Annotated in this window: 23 protein-coding genes and 6 pseudogenes; 11 read left to right on the forward strand and 18 right to left on the reverse strand. The window is 39.9% G+C overall.

What is annotated here, in order from left to right; translation table 11 throughout:
• The first annotated feature begins 84 nt into the window (after window positions 1-84).
• The 3 genes and pseudogenes from JEU79_RS06875 to JEU79_RS06890 all read left to right on the forward strand — a co-directional run bounded on the left by JEU79_RS06875 (window position 85) and on the right by JEU79_RS06890 (window position 3,234).
• Window positions 85-1,247: pseudogene (locus tag JEU79_RS06875) on the forward strand (IS3 family transposase).
• Window positions 1,248-1,532: 285 nt separating this feature from the next.
• A pseudogene (locus JEU79_RS06885) lies at window positions 1,533-2,398 on the forward strand (IS3 family transposase); the annotation flags it as partial.
• Window positions 2,399-2,913: 515 nt separating this feature from the next.
• A complete protein-coding gene (locus JEU79_RS06890; RefSeq protein ID WP_214660517.1) occupies window positions 2,914-3,234 on the forward strand; it encodes a hypothetical protein in 321 nt (106 codons plus the stop codon).
• A gap of 27 nt (window positions 3,235-3,261) precedes the next feature.
• Here JEU79_RS06890 and JEU79_RS06900 read toward each other — a convergent pair.
• Window positions 3,262-3,700 (reverse strand): annotated as a pseudogene (locus JEU79_RS06900) (transposase); the annotation flags it as partial.
• 42 nt (window positions 3,701-3,742) lie between these two features.
• Here JEU79_RS06900 and JEU79_RS06905 point away from each other — a divergent pair.
• From JEU79_RS06905 to JEU79_RS06915, 3 genes are all read left to right on the forward strand, one after another.
• A complete protein-coding gene (locus JEU79_RS06905) occupies window positions 3,743-3,922 on the forward strand; it encodes a hypothetical protein (RefSeq protein WP_198266126.1) in 180 nt (59 codons plus the stop codon).
• 162 nt (window positions 3,923-4,084) lie between these two features.
• Entirely contained in the window at window positions 4,085-4,567 is a 483-nt protein-coding gene (locus JEU79_RS06910; RefSeq protein WP_198263509.1) for a chemotaxis protein CheW, read from the forward strand.
• Between the two features lie 96 nt (window positions 4,568-4,663).
• The gene (locus JEU79_RS06915; RefSeq protein WP_198263510.1) at window positions 4,664-4,873 is read left to right on the forward strand and encodes a hypothetical protein; all 210 of its coding nucleotides are present in this window, start codon (window positions 4,664-4,666) and stop codon (window positions 4,871-4,873) included.
• A gap of 235 nt (window positions 4,874-5,108) precedes the next feature.
• On the opposite strand, the gene JEU79_RS26200 is transcribed toward JEU79_RS06915, so the two are convergent.
• From JEU79_RS26200 to JEU79_RS06960, 9 genes and pseudogenes are all read right to left on the reverse strand, one after another.
• On the reverse strand, window positions 5,109-5,810 hold the full coding sequence (locus JEU79_RS26200; protein ID WP_198264404.1) for an IS3 family transposase: 702 nt from the start codon (window positions 5,808-5,810) through the stop codon (window positions 5,109-5,111).
• A gap of 8 nt (window positions 5,811-5,818) precedes the next feature.
• Window positions 5,819-5,974, reverse strand: a complete 156-nt coding sequence (locus JEU79_RS26205) for a hypothetical protein (protein WP_246540070.1) — start codon at window positions 5,972-5,974, stop codon at window positions 5,819-5,821.
• Window positions 5,952-6,272, reverse strand: a complete 321-nt coding sequence (locus JEU79_RS26210; RefSeq protein WP_198263033.1) for a transposase — start codon at window positions 6,270-6,272, stop codon at window positions 5,952-5,954. The genes JEU79_RS26205 and JEU79_RS26210 overlap by 23 nt, the downstream gene beginning before the upstream one ends.
• A gap of 68 nt (window positions 6,273-6,340) precedes the next feature.
• Window positions 6,341-6,770 (reverse strand): annotated as a pseudogene (locus JEU79_RS06930) (transposase); the annotation flags it as partial.
• Window positions 6,771-7,168: 398 nt separating this feature from the next.
• Window positions 7,169-8,109: pseudogene (locus JEU79_RS28430) on the reverse strand (IS3 family transposase); the annotation flags it as partial.
• Window positions 8,110-8,587: 478 nt separating this feature from the next.
• Window positions 8,588-8,920 carry a TfoX/Sxy family protein gene (locus tag JEU79_RS06945; RefSeq protein ID WP_198263513.1) on the reverse strand — a complete coding sequence of 111 codons (333 nt, stop codon included), beginning with the start codon at window positions 8,918-8,920 and terminating at the stop codon, window positions 8,588-8,590.
• A gap of 127 nt (window positions 8,921-9,047) precedes the next feature.
• Window positions 9,048-9,512, reverse strand: coding sequence for a MerR family transcriptional regulator (locus JEU79_RS06950; RefSeq protein WP_198263514.1), 465 nt, complete (start codon window positions 9,510-9,512; stop codon window positions 9,048-9,050).
• Entirely contained in the window at window positions 9,513-9,740 is a 228-nt protein-coding gene (locus JEU79_RS06955) for a sulfurtransferase TusA family protein (protein WP_198263515.1), read from the reverse strand. It abuts the gene before it with no gap.
• A gap of 10 nt (window positions 9,741-9,750) precedes the next feature.
• Window positions 9,751-9,978 (reverse strand): hypothetical protein, encoded by a 228-nt coding sequence (locus tag JEU79_RS06960; RefSeq protein ID WP_198263516.1) that lies wholly within the window; start codon window positions 9,976-9,978, stop codon window positions 9,751-9,753.
• Window positions 9,979-10,760: 782 nt separating this feature from the next.
• Between JEU79_RS06960 and JEU79_RS06965 the strand changes: the two genes are divergently transcribed.
• Window positions 10,761-10,898, forward strand: coding sequence for a phage integrase N-terminal SAM-like domain-containing protein (locus JEU79_RS06965; RefSeq protein WP_198263517.1), 138 nt, complete (start codon window positions 10,761-10,763; stop codon window positions 10,896-10,898).
• Between the two features lie 123 nt (window positions 10,899-11,021).
• Here JEU79_RS06965 and JEU79_RS06970 read toward each other — a convergent pair whose 3' ends face one another.
• A complete protein-coding gene (locus JEU79_RS06970) occupies window positions 11,022-11,339 on the reverse strand; it encodes a hypothetical protein (RefSeq protein WP_198263518.1) in 318 nt (105 codons plus the stop codon).
• Between the two features lie 147 nt (window positions 11,340-11,486).
• On the opposite strand from JEU79_RS06970, the gene JEU79_RS06975 reads away from it, so the two are divergent.
• Together JEU79_RS06975 and JEU79_RS06980 are read left to right on the forward strand one after the other, a co-directional pair.
• Complete coding sequence (locus JEU79_RS06975) at window positions 11,487-11,873, forward strand: hypothetical protein (protein WP_198263519.1); 387 nt, start codon at window positions 11,487-11,489, stop codon at window positions 11,871-11,873.
• 49 nt (window positions 11,874-11,922) lie between these two features.
• A complete protein-coding gene (locus JEU79_RS06980) occupies window positions 11,923-12,393 on the forward strand; it encodes a hypothetical protein (RefSeq protein WP_198263520.1) in 471 nt (156 codons plus the stop codon).
• On the opposite strand, the gene JEU79_RS06985 is transcribed toward JEU79_RS06980, so the two are convergent.
• Complete coding sequence (locus JEU79_RS06985) at window positions 12,358-12,990, reverse strand: IS66 family transposase (protein WP_343074950.1); 633 nt, start codon at window positions 12,988-12,990, stop codon at window positions 12,358-12,360. The genes JEU79_RS06980 and JEU79_RS06985 overlap by 36 nt on opposite strands.
• On the opposite strand from JEU79_RS06985, the pseudogene JEU79_RS06990 reads away from it, so the two are divergent.
• Window positions 12,979-14,136 (forward strand): annotated as a pseudogene (locus JEU79_RS06990) (IS3 family transposase). The gene JEU79_RS06985 and the pseudogene JEU79_RS06990 overlap by 12 nt on opposite strands.
• A 67-nt stretch (window positions 14,137-14,203) precedes the next feature.
• On the opposite strand, the gene tnpC reads toward JEU79_RS06990, so the two are convergent.
• The 4 genes from tnpC to tnpA all read right to left on the reverse strand — a co-directional run bounded on the left by tnpC (window position 14,204) and on the right by tnpA (window position 16,155).
• On the reverse strand, window positions 14,204-15,052 hold the full coding sequence (tnpC, locus tag JEU79_RS06995) for an IS66 family transposase (protein WP_198265895.1): 849 nt from the start codon (window positions 15,050-15,052) through the stop codon (window positions 14,204-14,206).
• 146 nt (window positions 15,053-15,198) lie between these two features.
• The gene (locus JEU79_RS07000) at window positions 15,199-15,360 is read right to left on the reverse strand and encodes a hypothetical protein (RefSeq protein WP_198263522.1); all 162 of its coding nucleotides are present in this window, start codon (window positions 15,358-15,360) and stop codon (window positions 15,199-15,201) included.
• 104 nt (window positions 15,361-15,464) lie between these two features.
• Entirely contained in the window at window positions 15,465-15,692 is a 228-nt protein-coding gene (gene tnpB, locus JEU79_RS07005) for an IS66 family insertion sequence element accessory protein TnpB (RefSeq protein WP_198265896.1), read from the reverse strand.
• Between the two features lie 133 nt (window positions 15,693-15,825).
• On the reverse strand, window positions 15,826-16,155 hold the full coding sequence (gene tnpA / locus JEU79_RS07010; RefSeq protein WP_198263342.1) for an IS66 family insertion sequence element accessory protein TnpA: 330 nt from the start codon (window positions 16,153-16,155) through the stop codon (window positions 15,826-15,828).
• Between the two features lie 109 nt (window positions 16,156-16,264).
• On the opposite strand from tnpA, the gene JEU79_RS07015 reads away from it, so the two are divergent.
• Window positions 16,265-16,483 (forward strand): hypothetical protein, encoded by a 219-nt coding sequence (locus tag JEU79_RS07015; RefSeq protein WP_198263523.1) that lies wholly within the window; start codon window positions 16,265-16,267, stop codon window positions 16,481-16,483.
• 7 nt (window positions 16,484-16,490) lie between these two features.
• On the opposite strand, the gene JEU79_RS07020 is transcribed toward JEU79_RS07015, so the two are convergent.
• Window positions 16,491-17,171: a DsbA family protein gene (locus JEU79_RS07020; protein ID WP_198265897.1), complete on the reverse strand. Its 681-nt coding sequence runs from the start codon at window positions 17,169-17,171 to the stop codon at window positions 16,491-16,493.
• 158 nt (window positions 17,172-17,329) lie between these two features.
• A complete protein-coding gene (metH, locus tag JEU79_RS07025) occupies window positions 17,330-21,130 on the reverse strand; it encodes a methionine synthase (RefSeq protein ID WP_198263524.1) in 3,801 nt (1,266 codons plus the stop codon).
• Between the last annotated feature and the right edge of the window lie 187 nt (window positions 21,131-21,317).

Below are 21,317 nucleotides of genomic sequence, written 5' to 3' on the forward strand. Positions count from 1 at the left end.
GATGACCTGTTTGACCGGGACAATAATGTGGCTATACTTAACCGACAACTTAAAATAACTAAAAGATAAAAAGTGTGACCTAAAATGAATGATCAAACAAAAAAACCGAATAAAAGCTATACATCAGAATTTAAAGAATCAGCTGTCAAATTAGCTAATGAGACGGATCAACCCGTTTCTCAGACTGCCAGGGAGCTAGGTGTTAATGTAAATACTCTACATACCTGGATCAGTAAATATTCCAAACCGGTGAAGACGGTAGCCAATAGAAGTGATGAACACATTTATGATGAAGTAAAACGTCTGAAAAAAGAATTGGCAAAAGTGATTCAGGAGCGTGATTTATTAAAAAGGCCACAGCGTACTTTGCAAGGGAAACTTTGTGAAGTACGCATGGATAACTGATCAGGCTAAAGATTACCCGGTAACGATTCTGTGCCGTTTTATGGATGTTTCCGTAGTTGCTATTATGATTGGGTTAGCTCTCCTAAAACGGATAGAGAGAAAGAAAATGAAGCGCTTACTGAGCAGCTAAAAAACTGTTTGAAGACAGTCGCAAGACTTATGGAACCCGTCGTCTTAAAAGAAAACTGGCTGAAAAAAAAGGCGTTCATATAAGCCGCCGGAGAATTGGTCGATTAATGAAAAAAGCCGGTTTGTTTTGTAAAACGAAGAGACGCTTTAAAGCGACGACTAATTCCAAGCATAATAAGCGTATATCTCCAAATTTACTGGAAAGAGAGTTTACTGTCTCTCAACCTGATCGCTACTATGTGGGTGATATTACCTATATTACCACCAAGGAAGGCTGGTTATATTTAGCGGTTGTCATTGACTTATTCTCTAGGCAAATTGTTGGCTGGTCGATGGATGAGCGAATGAAAGCCAAGCTAGTCAATGATGCTTTACTGATGGCCATATGGAAGCGTAAACCAATGGATGGATTGCTTTGGCATACTGACCGAGGTAGCCAATATGCCTCTGATAGTCATAGAAAAATATTGTCGGATCATAACATAATTCAGTCTATGAGCCGCAAAGGAAATTGCTGGGACAATGCTGTATCAGAGAGCTTCTTTCATAGTTTGAAAACTGAATTGACGCACCATTGTCGATTCAAAACCAGAGTAGAAGCAAAGCAGGCAATATTTGAATATATTGAGGTATTTTATAATCGGGAGCGACTTCATTCGGCTAATGATTATTTGTCACCAGTCGATTATGAAATACAGCAGGAAATAGCTTAAATCGATTGATTGAAGAGGGGTAAAAGGCGACATAAATGCCGCCCATTACCGTTGACGGCCATCGGCTCCTCAGCCTGTGCCGTGAAGATATTGTAACAGGATCATTACCGTTGTGAAAATACCTTGGGTGAATGGAACGGCTCTATCGTTCCAGAGGGCAAAAGCCCTTTCTCTTCATCTGTTTAAAGTTAACATGAGAAACTAAAATGATAGGAAATACAAAATGACAAAAATCACTTGAAACAGCCAAAAAATATTTAGAAAACTGTCCGGAAAAGTGTTGACACATCAAAGTACGCATGGATAACTGATCAGGCTAAAGATTACCCGGTAACGATTCTGTGCCGTTTTATGGATGTTTCCCGTAGTTGCTATTATGATTGGGTTAGCTCTCCTAAAACGGATAGAGAGAAAGAAAATGAAGCGCTTACTGAGCAGCTAAAAAACTGTTTGAAGACAGTCGCAAGACTTATGGAACCCGTCGTCTTAAAAGAAAACTGGCTGAAAAAGGCGTTCATATAAGCCGCCGGAGAATTGGTCGATTAATGAAAAAAGCCGGTTTGTTTTGTAAAACGAAGAGACGCTTTAAAGCGACGACTAATTCCAAGCATAATAAGCGTATATCTCCAAATTTACTGGAAAGAGAGTTTACTGTCTCTCAACCTGATCGCTACTATGTGGGTGATATTACCTATATTGCCACCAAGGAAGGCTGGTTATATTTAGCGGTTGTCATTGACTTATTCTCTAGGCAAATTGTTGGCTGGTCGATGGATGAGCGAATGAAAGCCAAGCTAGTCAATGATGCTTTACTGATGGCCATATGGAAGCGTAAACCAATGGATGGATTGCTTTGGCATACTGACCGAGGTAGCCAATATGCCTCTGATAGTCATAGAAAAATATTGTCGGATCATAACATAATTCAGTCTATGAGCCGCAAAGGAAATTGCTGGGATAATGCTGTATCAGAGAGCTTCTTTCATAGTTTGAAAACTGAATTGACGCACCATTGTCGATTCAAAACCAGAGTAGAAGCAAAGCAGGCAATATTTGAATATATTGAGGTATTTTATAATCGGGAGCGACTTCATTCGGCTAATGATTATTTGTCACCAGTCGATTATGAAATACAGCAGGAAATAGCTTAAATCGATTGATTGAAGAGGGGTAAAAGGCGACATAAATGCCGCCCATTACCGTTGACGGCCATCGGCTCCTCAGCCTGTGCCGTGAAGATATTGTAACAGGATCATTACCGTTGTGAAAATACCTTGGGTGAATGGAACGGCTCTATCGTTCCAGAGGGCAAAGCCCTTTCTCTTCATCTGTTTAAAGTTAACATGAGAAACTAAAATGATAGGAAATACAAAATGACAAAAATCACTTGAAACAGCCAAAAAATATTCTGTCCGGAAAAGTGTTGACACATCATTCCTCTTAGTTTAGAAGAAAAGCTAAAAGCCAGTAAAGATTTTTTACGTGCATCTAAATTACGTCAAAATAAAAAGATTCCTACTCCTACTGAGCCTAAGCAATCTCCTGTTAAAAAGTGCAGGTTAAAACAGTACAAACTAAAACAGTACAAGCTAAGACAACTCAAGTTAGCCCGATAATAAAAGTGCCCAGTGAAAAGAGCAAACACGTAAACTTGACTACATTGCCTGTGTCTCTAAAGCCTAGGATTAAAGAAGAAAAGTCTGAGAAAGCTAAAGAGAATATTGAACAGCACTCAGAAATCGTCTTTACTACCAAAAGTGATGATGGTGAAACCACTGAGCAGGTACTGATTCCACGTAGCCAGCGCTTGGCGACTGCGTCAAAGGCAATAGAGAGCTCTGTAGCCAAAACAGCGGTAAAAGCTCAGGTGAGCACTGTGCCTGATAGTGATTCTGCATCTCAAAGTAAACCCAAGCCAATAGCGGATAAAATAACTAGCCCGCAAGCAGCACCTGTGATGGCTGCATTACAAACAGAAAAAGCCTAGTGAGCAGTCTAACAAAACTGATGGCTCAGTAAGCGCTTCATTTTCTTTCTCTCTATCCGTTTTAGGAGAGCTAACCCAATCATAATAGCAACTACGGGAAACATCCATAAAACGGCACAGAATCGTTACCGGGTAATCTTTAGCCTGATCAGTTATCCATGCGTACTTCACAAAGTTTCCCTTGCAAAGTACGCTGTGGCCTTTTTAATAAATCACGCTCCTGAATCACTTTTGCCAATTCTTTTTTCAGACGTTTTACTTCATCATAAATGTGTTCATCACTTCTATTGGCTACCGTCTTCACCGGTTTGGAATATTTACTGATCCAGGTATGTAGAGTATTTACATTAACACCTAGCTCCCTGGCAGTCTGAGAAACGGGTTGATCCGTCTCATTAGCTAATTTGACAGCTGATTCTTTAAATTCTGATGTATAGCTTTTATTCGGTTTTTTGTTTTTGATCATTCATTTTAGGTCACACTTTTTATCTTTTAGTTATTTTAAGTTGTGTGTCCGGTTAAGTGTAGCCACATTATTACCCTGAAAACGGATGAGGTGAAATGGCGTTCATCAAGAACTAAACGACGTTGGTTATTAGGTACGGTTATCGACCACATGTGTGCTTTATTGGACAGTGAAGAGTTTTCTGCGATGTTGAAAACAGGTGATGATAGTCTGCTAAGCTGAGATATTTATATGTAAGGCCTTCAAAAAATGACTTTCATAAACTAAACTTTCACTAAGATGTGCCGATAACAGATATATGAGCTCAAAAATGCTCTGTAACTAATATACACGTACTAATTTTTAGGCCCTGAGGCTATAATTTTTGAATTTTGAGGACTAATCATGGAATATGATTACGATGATAATATGAATGTCGATCCATTGACACAATGGGTGACATTTATGTTGGAAGGTGAAAAATACGGCATTAATGTAATGCAGGTCAGGGAAGTATTACGTGATATTGAAATTGCCCCTGTGCCCGGAGCACCCAGTTATGTATTGGGTATTATCAACCTGCGTGGTAATGTAGTTACTGTGATTGACACCCGCTCTCGTTTTGGCTTATCAACCAGAGAAGCGAATGAAGAATCAAGAATTATTATTATTGAAAATAATGAGCAAACCCTAGGCTTGTTAGTTGACAGCATTGCTGAAGTGGCTGATATTCTTAAGTCTCAGATTGAAATTACCCCCAATGTCGGTAATGATGATAGTTCAAAATATATTCAAGGCGTTCATAGTCGTGATGGTGAGTTACTCATTTTAGTCTCAGTCGATAAGGTACTTAATGATGATGAATGGGCGGATATGGATATGTTTTAATCTCAGCCTATAGCCAAGTATCATGGGTATATGAATAGCACTAGGCTGACAGTAATATGAGAAAGGAGGTTTATTATGTCAGGCGATATTTTACCAATGAGTCCAGTAGGAGCAAGTCGTTTGGTTCAGGAAAAACGGCATTATCCGGGTCAACATAAAGAGCAACACTCAAAGCAATCGTCCAAGGATGATGACGAGTCGTTAGAAAAAGGTATAGATGCTGATGCTCCCTTGAGTGCAGAGCAAAAGAGTGTGAATGCTAAAGAGAAAAATGTTAAGCTAGGCCATATTGACGAATATGCCTGAGCAGGACTAAATTTAACTTAATGAATATGATTTTCATTCTTTGGGGTAGCATCAGCGCCTTATTATTACTTCTTATCTTTCTGGCTGTGTACGTTAATGGCTTGAGTAAGTGATGTGTCAACACTTTTCCGGACAGTTTTCTAAATATTTTTTGGCTGTTTCAAGTGATTTTTGTCATTTTGTATTTCCTATCATTTTAGTTTCTCATGTTAACTTTAAATAGATGAAGATCGATTTAAGCTATTTCCTGCTGTATTTCATAATCGACTGGTGACAAATAATCATTAGCCGAATGAAGTCGCTCCCGATTATAAAATACCTCAATATATTCAAATATTGCCTGCTTTGCTTCTACTCTGGTTTTGAATCGACAATGGTGCGTCAATTCAGTTTTCAAACTATGAAAGAAGCTCTCTGATACAGCATTGTCCCAGCAATTTCCTTTGCGGCTCATAGACTGAATTATGTTATGATCCGACAATATTTTTCTATGACTATCAGAGGCATATTGGCTACCTCGGTCAGTATGCCAAAGCAATCCATCCATTGGTTTACGCTTCCATATGGCCATCAGTAAAGCATCATTGACTAGCTTGGCTTTCATTCGCTCATCCATCGACCAGCCAACAATTTGCCTAGAGAATAAGTCAATGACAACCGCTAAATATAACCAGCCTTCCTTGGTGGCAATATAGGTAATATCACCCACATAGTAGCGATCAGGTTGAGAGACAGTAAACTCTCTTTCCAGTAAATTTGGAGATATACGCTTATTATGCTTGGAATTAGTCGTCGCTTTAAAGCGTCTCTTCGTTTTACAAAACAAACCGGCTTTTTTCATTAATCGACCAATTCTCCGGCGGCTTATATGAACGCCTTTTTCAGCCAGTTTTCTTTTTAAGACGACGGGTTCCATAAGTCTTGCGACTGTCTTCAAACAGTTTTTTAGCTGCTCAGTAAGCGCTTCATTTTCTTTCTCTCTCTATCCGTTTTAGGAGAGCTAACCCAATCATAATAGCAACTACGGGAAACATCCATAAAACGGCACAGAATCGTTACCGGGTAATCTTTAGCCTGATCAGTTATCCATGCGTACTTCACAAAGTTTCCCTTGCAAAGTACGCTGTGGCCTTTTTAATAAATCACGCTCCTGAATCACTTTTGCCAATTCTTTTTTCAGACGTTTTACTTCATCATAAATGTGTTCATCACTTCTATTGGCTACCGTCTTCACCGGTTTGGAATATTTACTGATCCAGGTATGTAGAGTATTTACATTAACACCTAGCTCCCTGGCAGTCTGAGAAACGGGTTGATCCGTCTCATTAGCTAATTTGACAGCTGATTCTTTAAATTCTGATGTATAGCTTTTATTCGGTTTTTTTGTTTGATCATTCATTTTAGGTCACACTTTTTATCTTTTAGTTATTTTAAGTTGTGTGTCCGGTTAAGTATAGCCACATTATCATTTTCTTTCTCTCTATCCGTTTTAGGAGAGCTAACCCAATCATAATAGCAACTACGGGAAACATCCATAAAACGGCACAGAATCGTTACCGGGTAATCTTTAGCCTGATCAGTTATCCATGCGTACTTCACAAAGTTTCCCTTGCAAAGTACGCTGTGGCCTTTTTAATAAATCACGCTCCTGAATCACTTTTGCCAATTCTTTTTTCAGACGTTTTACTTCATCATAAATGTGTTCATCACTTCTATTGGCTACCGTCTTCACCGGTTTGGAATATTTACTGATCCAGGTATGTAGAGTATTTACATTAACACCTAGCTCCCTGGCAGTCTGAGAAACGGGTTGATCCGTCTCATTAGCTAATTTGACAGCTGATTCTTTAAATTCTGATGTATAGCTTTTATTCGGTTTTTTTGTTTGATCATTCATTTTAGGTCACACTTTTTATCTTTTAGTTATTTTAAGTTGTGTGTCCGGTTAAGTATAGCCACATTATATAGGTTTTATTTGTACCTTGTTGCTTCATATTCATACGTATGATGTGTCAACACTTTTCCGGACAGTTTTCTAAATATTTTTTGGCTGTTTCAAGTGATTTTTGTCATTTTGTATTTCCTATCATTTTAGTTTCTCATGTTAACTTTAAACAGATGAAGAGAAAGGGCTTTGCCCTCTGGAACGATAGAGCCGTTCCATTCACCCAAGGTATTTTCACAACGGTAATGATCCTGTTACAATATCTTCACGGCACAGGCTGAGGAGCCGATGGCCGTCAACGGTAATGGGCGGCATTTATGTCGCCTTTTACCCCTCTTCAATCAATCGATTTAAGCTATTTCCTGCTGTATTTCATAATCGACTGGTGACAAATAATCATTAGCCGAATGAAGTCGCTCCCGATTATAAAATACCTCAATATATTCAAATATTGCCTGCTTTGTTTCTACTCTGGTTTTGAATCGACAATGGTGCGTCAATTCAGTTTTCAAACTATGAAAGAAGCTCTCTGATACAGCATTGTCCCAGCAATTTCCTTTGCGGCTCATAGACTGAATTATGTTATGATCCGACAATATTTTTCTATGACTATCAGAGGCATATTGGCTACCTCGGTCAGTATGCCAAAGCAATCCATCCATTGGTTTACGCTTCCATATGGCCATCAGTAAAGCATCATTGACTAGCTTGGCTTTCATTCGCTCATCCATCGACCAGCCAACAATTTGCCTAGAGAATAAGTCAATGACAACCGCTAAATATAACCAGCCTTCCTTGGTGGCAATATAGGTAATATCACCCACATAGTAGCGATCAGGTTGAGAGACAGTAAACTCTCTTTCCAGTAAATTTGGAGATATACGCTTATTATGCTTGGAATTAGTCGTCGCTTTAAAGCGTCTCTTCGTTTTACAAAACAAACCGGCTTTTTTCATTAATCGACCAATTCTCCGGCGGCTTATATGAACGCCTTTTTTCAGCCAGTTTTCTTTTTAAGACGACGGGTTCCATAAGTCTTGCGACTGTCTTCAAACAGTTTTTTAGCTGCTCAGTAAGCGCTTCATTTTCTTTCTCTCTATCCGTTTTAGGAGAGCTAACCCAATCATAATAGCAACTACGGAAACATCCATAAAACGGCACAGAATCGTTACCGGGTAATCTTTAGCCTGATCAGTTATCCATGCGTACTTCACAAAGTTTCCCTTGCAAAGTACGCTGTGGCCTTTTTTAATAAATCACGCTCCTGAATCACTTTTGCCAATTCCTTTTTATTTTTTAGTTATTTTAAGTTGTGTGTCCGGTTAAGTATAGCCACATTAAAATGTTTTTTTTGCTGACTTAAAGAGGCCAAAATTCACAGTACCAAGCATATAAAAGGGAAATATTTTTTAACATGAAGTCATTCAACCAATTGAAAAACAAGAGTTTGATCTCTTGTTTCTCAAAATGCAAGCTTTTTATTTGATTTTTTTAATTTTGCTAAAGTTACTGCGAAAAGTTTTTTTATTTCTGCTTGGTAAGCACCACTACAACTCAATTGTTCATCTCAGCGAGAATTGCTGATATTTAAATGAGGGAATTTAGTGTTTATAAAACTTAACGCCTAGTTCACCAGACCGAAAAGTTTCGTGGCTTTTGTGGCATTATAGCGAAGCGCCACAAAAGGTGCGTAACTTTTTGGGTCTGCGTGCAACTTTTTGTTAGGCATATTATTTATTTTACTTAAGCTGCTTATTAAAATTGCACTTTTATTTATAACTATAGGCTGAGTCAATTGCTTCTTTTGCCCACTCAACTAATTTCTCTTGATTTTCAAACAGATCTTCTGGAGCAGAATAATATTTTTTAACTTTAACGATGCCTTTTTTATTGGAATATGAGAAAGGTTCCATATCTTCTTTTTCATATTTTTTTCTAGTTATATCATTAACGCAAAAATATAAAGTATTACCCATAATCATAGCAAATTGTTTGTTTCCACTTTTAAAAGCAAAGCCACCAAAAAACATACCTTCTTTAAGCTTGCCTAAAGGTTCGAATAGTTCTTTAACATATTCTATAAATTCCGGACTTGCACTCATTTATTTTCCTTGTGCCTAACGCCTAGTTCACCAGACCGAAAAGTTTCGTGCCTTTTGTGGCATTATAGCGAAGCGCCTCAAAAGGTGCGTAACTTTTTGGGTCTGCGTGCAACTTTTTGTTAGGCATTTACTCCCAAACTAAATTAAGCATTTCTATTTTATTGAGATTTTTATTAACAGGGCATGATGGACACCCTTCACTTGAAGGCTCATTTTTGCAACCTTTACATTTTGTAATTTGTTTTTTTGCAGCAGACAATTCTAGTTTTAGATTTTTTAAATTATTGATTTTTTCTTCAATTTCTAATATTGAATTTTCAATAATATTTGATATTTTTTTACTACCTTCATTTCCTGTTGAGCAAGTTTCTCTCGTTTTTCCAATGAGCCGAATAATTTCAAGGGGGAAGCCATTTTCTGTAAGATGAATAATGGCCTTTAAACGGGCAAGGTGTTGTTCAGAATATAGACGTGTACCGCCATTGGTTCTATGAGGCTCTAATAACTCTTCTTCCTCATAGTACCTAATGGCGCGTACAGTTATTTTAAGTAGCTCAGCTACTTCACCAATTTTTAAATAACTTTCTAACATTTACTTTATTTTTATCCAAAAATGATATAGACCGTCTTTTTCTTCCTGTTTTATTAACTCATTTTTAGTTGATAAGCAATATGACGGTATATCGTTTAGCATTGATACCTTATTTGATTCAGCTAATACAATATCACCAGATTTCATAGATTTAAACTCTTTTGTTAAATGAATAACAGGAGCAGAGCAACACATGCCTTTTATATCAACAAAGTGATTATATTCCATTATTCTCTCCTTATAAGCCAACTAACTGTGCAGCGTAGCCTGTGCTTTTTATTTCATTTAATAAGGCTAAGGAGCTGGTTGTATCTGAATTATAGGAGACCAATAATAAGTGCTCTTTTTCTTCATTAAATCTCGGCGCAATTACACCTTCAATTTTTCGAAGATTTTCAACAATATTTTCTTTTTCGGTTTTATTGGTATTTTTGTTCAAGTGGATCAATACATCTGTTAATTGCATAGCAAATTTCCTATCTGACGTTTACGAGAGACAAGCATCTTCCGTTAGCGTCAGATAGTCAAGTGTTTTGATTTTCGCCTTGCCTAACGCCGAATTAAATGGCCGAAAACTGAGACGGCTAAATAATTGTATGTTGTTTAGTAGTGAACTGCAAACAGGGTAATTCAAGCGAACAGTTTTTGGTCGATTTGAATGATTTGTTATGCGGCAGTTGCACTAACAGGTTAATTTGTAATTGAAACGGACGCTTCTTTTCAGTTGCTTTTATTTCAAATAGGACCCGTTTCATTCAGTTGTGCTTTTCAGTTTATTTTATACTTTTTACCCTGCGACCATTTCCAGCAGTTTTAACCGGTTTTTCGTTCAGCTCGATTTTTAGTTATTTAATGTAACTGACATAATTGTCTTATGCTTTTGCTACAAGTATTTTGACGCATAACAAGTAATTGACTAGTTTTCGTTTAATAATCGCACACATTTGGCCTTTACTCAAGAATATCTTTGCAGCTTGAAATTCCTTTCTGGATAACACACAATAATGCGCATTCAAAAGCTTATGGATAAGCTCATGCAAAAATTAACTGATGAATTAAATTAAAAATTTACTCAAATACTCCTGGATAGGAAATTACCAAAGCCAGAACAATATTTTTACACAAAGTGGCTTCGCTATTATTGGGATGTACCTATACAACAGAGTTCTTCTGAAAACTCAGCACAAAGCTGGGTGTCTGTTTATAAAGGCTGTCTGTTTATAAACAGTTAGATTTTGTGCCAGCAGGATGTGGTTGATTTTTTTAGCAGTTGAAAGAAAGGTCTCTGCTTCCAGCCAAAATCAGGCATTTAATGCCTTGCTCTTTTTATTTAAGCAGGTGTTAAAAAAGAGTTTGGTGAAATCAAAGGAGTCACAATTATCCTGATAAGAACTCTGGAAGATGTTGATGACTGGCTAATACGGTTTGAGCGTTTAGTTACTATCACCAAACCAGTCATAGCTACAATCAAGATGCTTGCGTATGGTGATTAAGCCTTCCAGATCATCTTCAATTAACACTTGAATGGGGGGTGCGATTTTGAAATTTCTTACTGCTACGCGCCATCCAGAATAGTGACATTCTAGGATTGGTTGGATAGCTGGTTGAAAGCGCATCAATAATGCCTAACACATGACGCAAACGCTCATTGACTTCTTCGGTGTCAGGGAATGCCTCAGAATTACGGAATTTGGAAAGATGGCGTACTTTAACGCTATCGGGCAAAGCCATGATAGTTAAAATCTCATCACCACCCATTTTCCAGTCATCCAGTGCATGCATGACGGCCTGAGTTGTTTCTATGTTATGATCGTTTGAAATTTGCATATTGATATAAATATTATTTTAAAAATAATTCCTAGTAATTTACTTGGTTATTATTGTATCATTACTCCCTTAATATTCCTAGGGGATATTAACTCAATCACAGGCTTGCGTTTTGGAAGCCATTTTTAGTTATAAGAGAGAAATAGTATGTCCGATAAAGTTGCTTTCCTTTTAGAAGGTCAGGAAGTCTTAACTTATGATCGTTCACAGGTTTTACCTGAAAAACAAGTCGAATACCTTGATATCATTGATACTCAGATGGATGAGGGCTTTGTTTTAAGTGATAAAAAAGTTGACCAGCCTAATTTGCAGCAAAAAACGCAGTTCGTGGCACTCAATTTAGTCAATGCCTTGAACAAGGATGATGATCAAACTGCCATTATTATGTTTACCTATCTGGTTAATCGTATGCCAGAGCTAAAACAAGTGAAAGCCAAGAGTAAAGACTCGAAAGTGGGTGTGGAATTTGTCTTTGATGAAATTAAGTCCGAAGGCAAGAAAATTGAGTTTTTGCCTAACCATAAAGTCCATTAACTCAGCATAAAGCTACAAATAAAAGTCCACTAACAAAAAGTTAATCATTATGTCCCTTATTTTTTCTTCACAACCCGGTGCCCGGGAACGACATCTTAAACGCCAGTACCAAAATGTACTTTTTCCTCAAGCACAAAGAGAGTTTAATGAACAACGACTTTCGGGGGCGCGCTATATGGATGAAAAAGAGCAAGAGGAATTCTTGCAGACATTTCATTCCTTGCTTGAACAGGTCGCTGAACTCAAGGCCAATGAAGGCAGTGAGTTGATGCTGGAACTGAAGTCACAACTCGATCAAAATTATGAACTCTGCAGTGGTTTAATGGGGGAGCATCAAAGTGAAAAAGATGCCATCATTAAATTAGTCGCTGTTATTATGGCTTCCATCAAGCAAAGTGCTGCGGGCGATCCTGAAGCTGAGCATAATTTGCAAGAGGAAGAGTTAGCAAGGAATACTCATTTTCAATTGTTACAGTGTAAGCGCTTAACGAACAGCGTTCTTTACCTTTTCCAATTCTGATTTTTTAAAATTCCAGGGAAGCAATGCTTCCAGCTTTTCAACCGTATCCGCATAAGGTAATTGGGTTAATACATAGACCATATACGCATATGGCTCAATATCATTGGCCTTAGCGGTTTCAATAAAACTATAATGAACTGCACTGGCATGTGCACCCTTTGGCGTATCTGAAAATAACCAGGCCTTTCTACCCACGCAGAATGGACGGATAGCATTTTCTGCCAGCACATTACTGATATTCAACCGACCATCTTCACAATAAACAGTCAGCTTAGGCCATTGATTATTAATATAGGTGAGTGCTTTTCCTGTCAAGCTGTCGTTCGGCACTTTGCCCAGGGTGTTATCGACCCATGTTCTTATTTTCTCAAGAAGCGGCAGGCTCTGTTTCTGACGAACCTTAAATTTTTCATTAACACTGGCTTCTTTTATCTCACGCTCAATTAAATACAGCTTATTGATATGGGCCAGTGCCACATCGGCTTTTGTAGGCTTTTGATTGCTCTTTTTCTTTGGTTGTAATGTGGCTATACTTAACCGGACACACAACTTAAAATAACTAAAAGATAAAAAGTGTGACCTAAAATGAATGATCAAACAAAAAAACCGAATAAAAGCTATACATCAGAATTTAAAGAATCAGCTGTCAAATTAGCTAATGAGACGGATCAACCCGTTTCTCAGACTGCCAGGGAGCTAGGTGTTAATGTAAATACTCTACATACCTGGATCAGTAAATATTCCAAACCGGTGAAGACGGTAGCCAATAGAAGTGATGAACACATTTATGATGAAGTAAAACGTCTGAAAAAGAATTGGCAAAAGTGATTCAGGAGCGTGATTTATTAAAAGGCCACAGCGTACTTTGCAAGGGAAACTTTGTGAAGTACGCATGGATAACTGATCAGGCTAAAGATTACCCGGTAACGATTCTGTGCCGTTTTATGGATGTTTCCGTAGTTGCTATTATGATTGGGTTAGCTCTCCTAAAACGGATAGAGAGAAAGAAAATGAAGCGCTTACTGAGCAGCTAAAAAACTGTTTGAAGACAGTCGCAAGACTTATGGAACCCGTCGTCTTAAAAGAAAACTGGCTGAAAAAGGCGTTCATATAAGCCGCCGGAGAATTGGTCGATTAATGAAAAAAGCCGGTTTGTTTTGTAAAACGAAGAGACGCTTTAAAGCGACGACTAATTCCAAGCATAATAAGCGTATATCTCCAAATTTACTGGAAAGAGAGTTTACTGTCTCTCAACCTGATCGCTACTATGTGGGTGATATTACCTATATTGCCACCAAGGAAGGCTGGTTATATTTAGCGGTTGTCATTGACTTATTCTCTAGGCAAATTGTTGGCTGGTCGATGGATGAGCGAATGAAAGCCAAGCTAGTCAATGATGCTTTACTGATGGCCATATGGAAGCGTAAACCAATGGATGGATTGCTTTGGCATACTGACCGAGGTAGCCAATATGCCTCTGATAGTCATAGAAAAATATTGTCGGATCATAACATAATTCAGTCTATGAGCCGCAAAGGAAATTGCTGGGACAATGCTGTATCAGAGAGCTTCTTTCATAGTTTGAAAACTGAATTGACGCACCATTGTCGATTCAAAACCAGAGTAGAAGCAAAGCAGGCAATATTTGAATATATTGAGGTATTTTATAATCGGGAGCGACTTCATTCGGCTAATGATTATTTGTCACCAGTCGATTATGAAATACAGCAGGAAATAGCTTAAATCGATTGATTGAAGAGGGTAAAGGCGACATAAATGCCGCCCATTACCGTTGACGGCCATCGGCTCCTCAGCCTGTGCCGTGAAGATATTGTAACAGGATCATTACCGTTGTGAAAATACCTTGGGTGAATGGAACGGCTCTATCGTTCCAGAGGGCAAAGCCCTTTCTCTTCATCTGTTTAAAGTTAACATGAGAAACTAAAATGATAGGAAATACAAAATGACAAAAATCACTTGAAACAGCCAAAAAATATTTAGAAAACTGTCCGGAAAAGTGTTGACACATCAGTTGTGCCGTCTGAGAATCTTTGAATTTACGGCGAGTGTGATCCCAGCAGCCGACCGATGTGGCATTATTTTGTGCACACACGGCATTGTAACCGGCATAGCCATCGGTTTGCAGATAGCCGCTAAAGCCATCAAGCAGGCGCAGTGGTACTTCCTTCTTACGAGAAGGATCGTATTCAAACAGCACACTGGGTTGTCCAGGTGGCCCGCCACGACTGACCCACATGTATTTGTTCGAATGAGCACTGAGTCCCGGCTCTTTTAATACTTTGAGCACCGTTTCATCCATTTGGATGATGTCACCCGACAGTTGATGTTCTCGCATGAGGTTGATGAGCGGCTGGAACTGATGAGCCAGTTTAATAGCCCAATTGGCCATGGTGGCTCGGGTTATATCGCCGCCATAGCGTGATAATATGCCTTCCATTCGATACAGAGGCAAACCATCGGCATATTTTGAGATAATGATGTGTGCCATCAGGTGAATACTGCCCATTGATTTAGGTAATGGATGTTTTGGCATGACCGCAGCTTTCATTGAACGACTGTCTGTGTCATTGGTGCCTGCAAAGACGGCTTTTTCCTGGAAGTATTCCAGTATTTGGACTTTAGCTGGAATGATATCCAGCTCTTCTCTGACTTTAGTGTAAAAACCTCAATGGCACCGGCTTTTTCTTCATCTGTCAGATCGATGAAGACAGGGACTCTTGGAATAGTCTTTGAGAAAGGCTTCCTGCCTGTTTTTCTTTCTTCTTAGGCGAAGTGGTTTTAGGTTCAGGGAGCCCTCATCGTCAGCCGCCTGCTCAGCTTCATCAAATAAGCGTTCCTGACCATCACTTTTTCACTGCTGGGTGCAAAGCGTTTACTACGAGCCAGACGAAGGGCTTCTTCCAGTATTTTTATACGGTGGTTTTTCTGTTCAATGACACTCAACAATTCATTCTTGTCCGCGTGTGAAAAAGCGGAAAATATAGAGTCGTTTTTGTGGATTCAGCCTTGTTTTGCATGGCTTTATTATAACAAAAATAGACTAAAAGTACTTAAAATACAGACTCATAATGCAATTTCTTATGCGGTTTCATGACACTGATATCATAGCCGTCTAATAGCCAGTTGATTTGTTGTCCGGTGATATTCATCAGGTCATCTTCACCCTTTGGCCATTTGAACTTTTCTTCTGAGAGACTTTTGTAATAGAGTACAAAACCGGTATTATCCCAGAAGAGGCATTTAATTTTATTACGCTGACGATTGGTAAAGGCATACAGATGGCCTGCAAAGGATTATGACCTAATTCACATTCAACAATGGCACTGAGGCCAATAAAACTTTTACGAAAATCAACAGGCTTCAGATAGAGATACACCTGTGGCAGGCTGAGTGATGGACGTATGGCTGACTTCATTGGAACAGTCCTGCTAATTGTTTTACCAGCTGTACATTATCGGCAGTCACTCCTTCAATGCGTAGCTGATTGGGTAATTCTACAATTAATGCTGAGGTGCGGGCTGAATAGTGTTTCGGGGAGGATAGTTGAATAAAACCATTCCCCTTTGTCATCGCACTGGTTTGCGTTGTTGCACCCAGCAACTTACGCTTGTAATAGCCAAAACGTTTGATGGATAGCCCATGTTCCTGACAATAGGATGCCTGGCTGATACTGTTTTCATTCCATTGATTAACGTGGTCTTGCCAAAATTGTTTTGAGTTGGCTTGGGTTTCTGGTTTCATTGATGTGTCTCATAATTAATCGATGGATTGATTATGAGGCAGGGGAGATATTTTTTGAATAACGCTAGATGGTTAAGCGCTTACGTTACAGTTTCCGCTGGTTGCTGATTTGCTCAGACCGCGTTCACCGATTGCGCAAAATGACTTAGTGCCTACTTTATTAAGTGAGTCCGAAGGGGCAATCCGCGCTGCATTTCAGTTGTTTGATAAAGAGCATCAAACCTTAATTTGCCAACAGGCTAAAGAATTGCTGGTAGAGAATGTGCAAGAGGACTTGTCTGCGGCAAAAATTAATCTTGCTCTAATGGAAGAAATATTAGCGCAATAAGTGTGGTTTAATCTTCAAACTCCAATAACATATTGATGGTTTCTAGCATTGATTCAGCATTGCGATAATCAATGCTGACTGGCCAAAAACTACTATTCTTTGAGTCATTTTGAGTGATTCCTAAGACCAGCGAAGGGTAGGAGCGGGCATTCATTTGCTGACTTTGAGCTATTTGCTTATCCAATTCTAATTGACATGCTTCAGCTTCCAAGACTTTTTTGAATGCACTCCTATCTAAGCCTATGGTTTCGGCTAGTGTGATGAGTATTTGCTTATCGGAAGGATTGAGGGCTTGTTGATAATAGGCTTTTTGAATGGCTGCAATCATTAAGTTTTCAAATTGATGGCTGTCGGGTGAATCCATCTCTAAAAAATCAAAGCTGTGTGCTGCAATCACAGCACGACAAGCAGGATAAGTGGCACGACGAGGCTGTGTTTGTTGCCACTTATCCCAAAAATCATGATTAAACTCAATGCCTGGTACTTTGATTTCAATGCGCCGCCAAGTATCCTGCAATTGCTGGCGCATTGCTTCTGGCATAGGGTCGTTAGTATCGGGTGCTAGTCCACCTAATAGTGCAACAAATTCCATATCATCCGGTAATTGCTGACGTAAGGAGGCTAAGACCGGTTTAAAAGCATAACACCAGCTACACATCGGATCATGAATATAATAAAGCCGATTAATGAGTGATTCCTCTTAAAAAAACGGGACAGATCAAACCCGTTTTATACTTCAGTTGTAGGATGTGGTGAGGAACGAACCGCATCAATGACAATTAGATGCCTTTGATGCGGTTCGTTCCTCACCACATCCTACTAATGTAACGATAAGCTGAATCCAGACTAATAACTCAACACGGGCGATAACCAGCGTTCAGCCTTATCCATATCAAAGCCCTTACGCTTAGAATAATCTTCTACCTGATCCTTATGGATTTTTCCGGTGCCAAAATAGCTCACTTGAGGATGTGCAAAATACATCCCAGACACTGCCGAAGCGGGCATCATGGCATAGCTGCTAGTGAGTTCAATGCCGGTTTCAGTTTGAGCATCCATCAAATCCCAGAGTATGCCTTTTTCGGTATGATCCGGACAAGCAGGATAACCCGGAGCAGGACGAATGCCCTGATATTTTTCAAAAATCAGTGCTTCGTTGTCTAATGTTTCATCCGCAGCATAGCCCCAGTATTCTTTGCGAACCAGTTCATGCATTTTTTCTGCAAAGGCTTCAGCGAGTCTATCTGCCAAGGCTTTGAGCATAATGGATTGATAGTCATCATGATCTTTTTCAAATTCTTCTAGCTTGGTTTCAATGCCTAGACCGGTAGTGACTGCGAAGGTGCCAATATAGTCCTTAATTCCACTGTCTTTTGGCGCAATGGTATCGGCTAGGCACTGATTATATTTCCCCAAGGGCTTCTTCATTTGCTGGCGTAGAAAATGGAAGCTTGTTAATACTTCACTACGACTCTCATCGGTATATAATTCCACGTCATCATCATTGACACTATTAGCCGGGTAAAAACCAATAATGGCATTGGCTGTGACCCACTTTTCAGCAATGATTTTGTCCAGCATGTCGGTGGCGTCTTTAAACACTTTACGTGCCTCTTCACCATAGACCTCATTATCCAAAATAGCAGGATAGCGACCTTTAAGTTCCCAAGTTTGGAAAAATGGCCCCCAGTCAATGCGTTCCCGTAAATCTTCCAAAGGATAATCAGTAAAGGTTTTAGTGCCTAAAAAGCGGGGCTTAGTGGGTGTATAGCCTTTAGATAAGTCATAGCCACTATTGGATTTCACCCCAATGGCAATATTTGAACCATCTTGCCAATTGATCGGCATTTTATTCTTCCGCGCCTGAGCAATCGTAATTTGATTGGTCTTAGTGCCTTTCTTTTCTCTGGCGACACGAATTTTTTCGTATTCTGCTTTGACGGTGCTAGCAAAATTGTCTTTTAAGGTATCAGACAACAAGCTCTGACATACACCGACTGCGCGAGAAGCATCCGTAACGTGTACGACGGGGTTTTCATATTGTGGCTCAATTTTGACTGCCGTATGAATACTGGAGGTAGTTGCACCCCCTAAAATAATAGGAATTGTAAAACCTTGGCGCTGCATTTCTTTGGCGATATGCACCATCTCATCAAGAGATGGGGTAATCAGACCGGATAGACCAACAATATCGCAATTCTCATCTTTGGCTTTTTGCAGAATATCTTCGGCAGACACCATTACGCCCATGTCTATCACTTCGAAGTTATTACATTGCAGTACGACACCAACGATATTTTTACCAATGTCGTGCACGTCACCCTTAACGGTGGCCATGAGTATGCGACCATTATGGGTCGTAATGGCTTCACCATTTTTTGCAGCCGCTTCTTTTTGGGCATCAATATAAGGCATTAACCAAGCAACGGCTTTTTTCATTACTCGGGCAGATTTAACCACTTGGGGCAAAAACATTTTGCCACTACCGAATAAATCACCAACGGTATTCATTCCGTCCATTAAAGGCCCTTCAATGACTTCAATAGGCTGATCAAAAGCCAGACGAGCTTCTTCAGTATCGTCATCAATGTAGTCGGTTATGCCTTTGACTAATGAGTGGCTGAGTCGTCCCGCGACATCAAGTTCGCGCCAGGAAAGATCCACGACACGACCCTTGCCGCCGATAGCGCCATCACGGTAATTTTCAGCCATTTCCAATAAGGCATCAGTGGCATTGAGAGCCGTGTTTTTCGGGGGGCGGTTTAAGACCACATCTTCAACGATATCACGTAAGTCTTTGGGGATATCATCATAAATGGCCAGTTGTCCAGCATTGACAATACCCATATCCATACCGGCCTGAATGGCATGGTATAAAAAGACTGCATGAATGGCTTCACGTACGGGGTTATTACCTCGAAATGAGAAGGATACATTAGACACACCACCGGAAACCTTGGCATGAGGCAGGGTATTTTTAATAATGCGTGTGGCTTCAATAAAATCGACGCCATAATTATTATGTTCATCAATACCGGTGGCGATGGCAAAAATATTGGGATCAAAAATAATATCTTCAGGAGGGAAGCCGACCTGTTCTGTCAGAATATTGTAAGAGCGGGTACAAATTTCCACCTTACGTGCCTGAGTATCGGCCTGACCATCTTCATCAAAGGCCATAACAATGGCAGCAGCACCATAGTGACGAATCAGTCGTGCGTGATGAATAAAGCGCTCTTCACCTTCTTTTAGGCTGATTGAGTTAACAATGCCTTTGCCTTGTATACATTTTAAACCGGCTTCAATCACTTCCCATTTGGAAGAGTCCACCATAATGGGGACTTTGGCGATTTCAGGTTCGGCTGCTATTAGATTAAGAAAGCGGGTCATGGCGGCTACACCGTCGAGCATGGCCTCGTCCATATTGATATCAATGATCAGGGCACCACTTTCAACCTGCTCCAGTGCCACAGAAACGGCTTCTTCGTAGTTTTCTTCTTTAATCAAGCGTAGAAAACGGGCTGAACCGGTGACATTGTTGCGTTCACCAACATTAACAAATAGCGAATCATCGGCGATATTGAAAGGTTCTTGTCCCGATAGGCGACATTGACGTTTAATGTCCGGGATTTGTCTTGGGCTGTGCTTTTCTACAGCGGCTTTAATGGCTGCAATGGTTTCAGGTGATGTGCCACAGCAACCACCAATGATATTGATATAGCCTGATGCCGCCCATTCTTCTAGCTGCACAGCCATTTGCTCAGGTGATTCATCATAGCCACCTAGTTCATTGGGTAAGCCGGCATTCGGATGAGCAGATACTGCACAGTTAGAAATCTTAGATAATTCTTCTACATAGGCGCGTAAATCACCTGCACCTAAGGCACAGTTTAGGCCGATAGAAATGGGGTCAGCATGGCTCAGGGCATTGTAAAATGCTTCGGTGGTTTGACCAGAAAGGGTACGACCTGATTTGTCGGTAATCGTACCGGAGATCATGATGGGATATTCAATGTCATGATCATCGAAATATTTTTTCACTGCAAACACAGCGGCCTTGGCATTCAGTGTATCAAAGATAGTCTCTATCAGAATGATATCACTGCCACCTTCAACGAGACCTCGGGTGGCATCGTAATAGGCATCGACCAATTCATCAAAGGTGACATTTCGAAAGCCGGGATCATTCACATCGGGTGAAATACTGGCGGTACGGTTGGTCGGGCCTAAAACTCCTGCGACAAAGCGTGGAATGCTGTCTTTGGCTTCGGCTTCATCAGCGGCTTCACGGGCTAATTGTGCGGAGGCAACATTGAGTTCAAAGGCCAGCTCTTCCATGTTGTAATCAGCCATGGCAATGGTGGTTGAACTAAAGGTGTTGGTCTCAACAATGTCCGCGCCAGCTTCAAGGTATTGGCTATGAATGGATTTAATGATATGTGGCTGGGTCAGGGATAGCAGGTCATTATTGCCTTTGAGATCAGAAGGCCAGTTTTTAAAACGTTCACCACGATAATCGTCTTCACCCAACTCATATTGTTGAATCATGGTGCCCATGGCACCATCGAGAAATAAAATGCGGGCTTTGAGCTGGGTTTCCAATTGTGAAAAACGCTGACTCTTATTTTGAGTGATCGCTTGCGACATAATATAAGACCAATTATCCAAGTGTAAAGATACTATTTTAGCAGGAATTATGGATCTTGTAGATGTGTTTTAGGAGGATTTAACTTTATTCATACCTTCTATCGTTTTTCTCAATAAAAGGTATGTAATACCCGTGATACTTGGAAATGTAGCGAGGCATTTTGACTAAGAGCCGATTGAGTGTATA

Origin of the sequence: sulfur-oxidizing endosymbiont of Gigantopelta aegis (assembly GCF_016097415.1) — a bacterium.
In the GTDB taxonomy this organism is placed as follows: domain Bacteria; phylum Pseudomonadota; class Gammaproteobacteria; order GRL18; family GRL18; genus GRL18.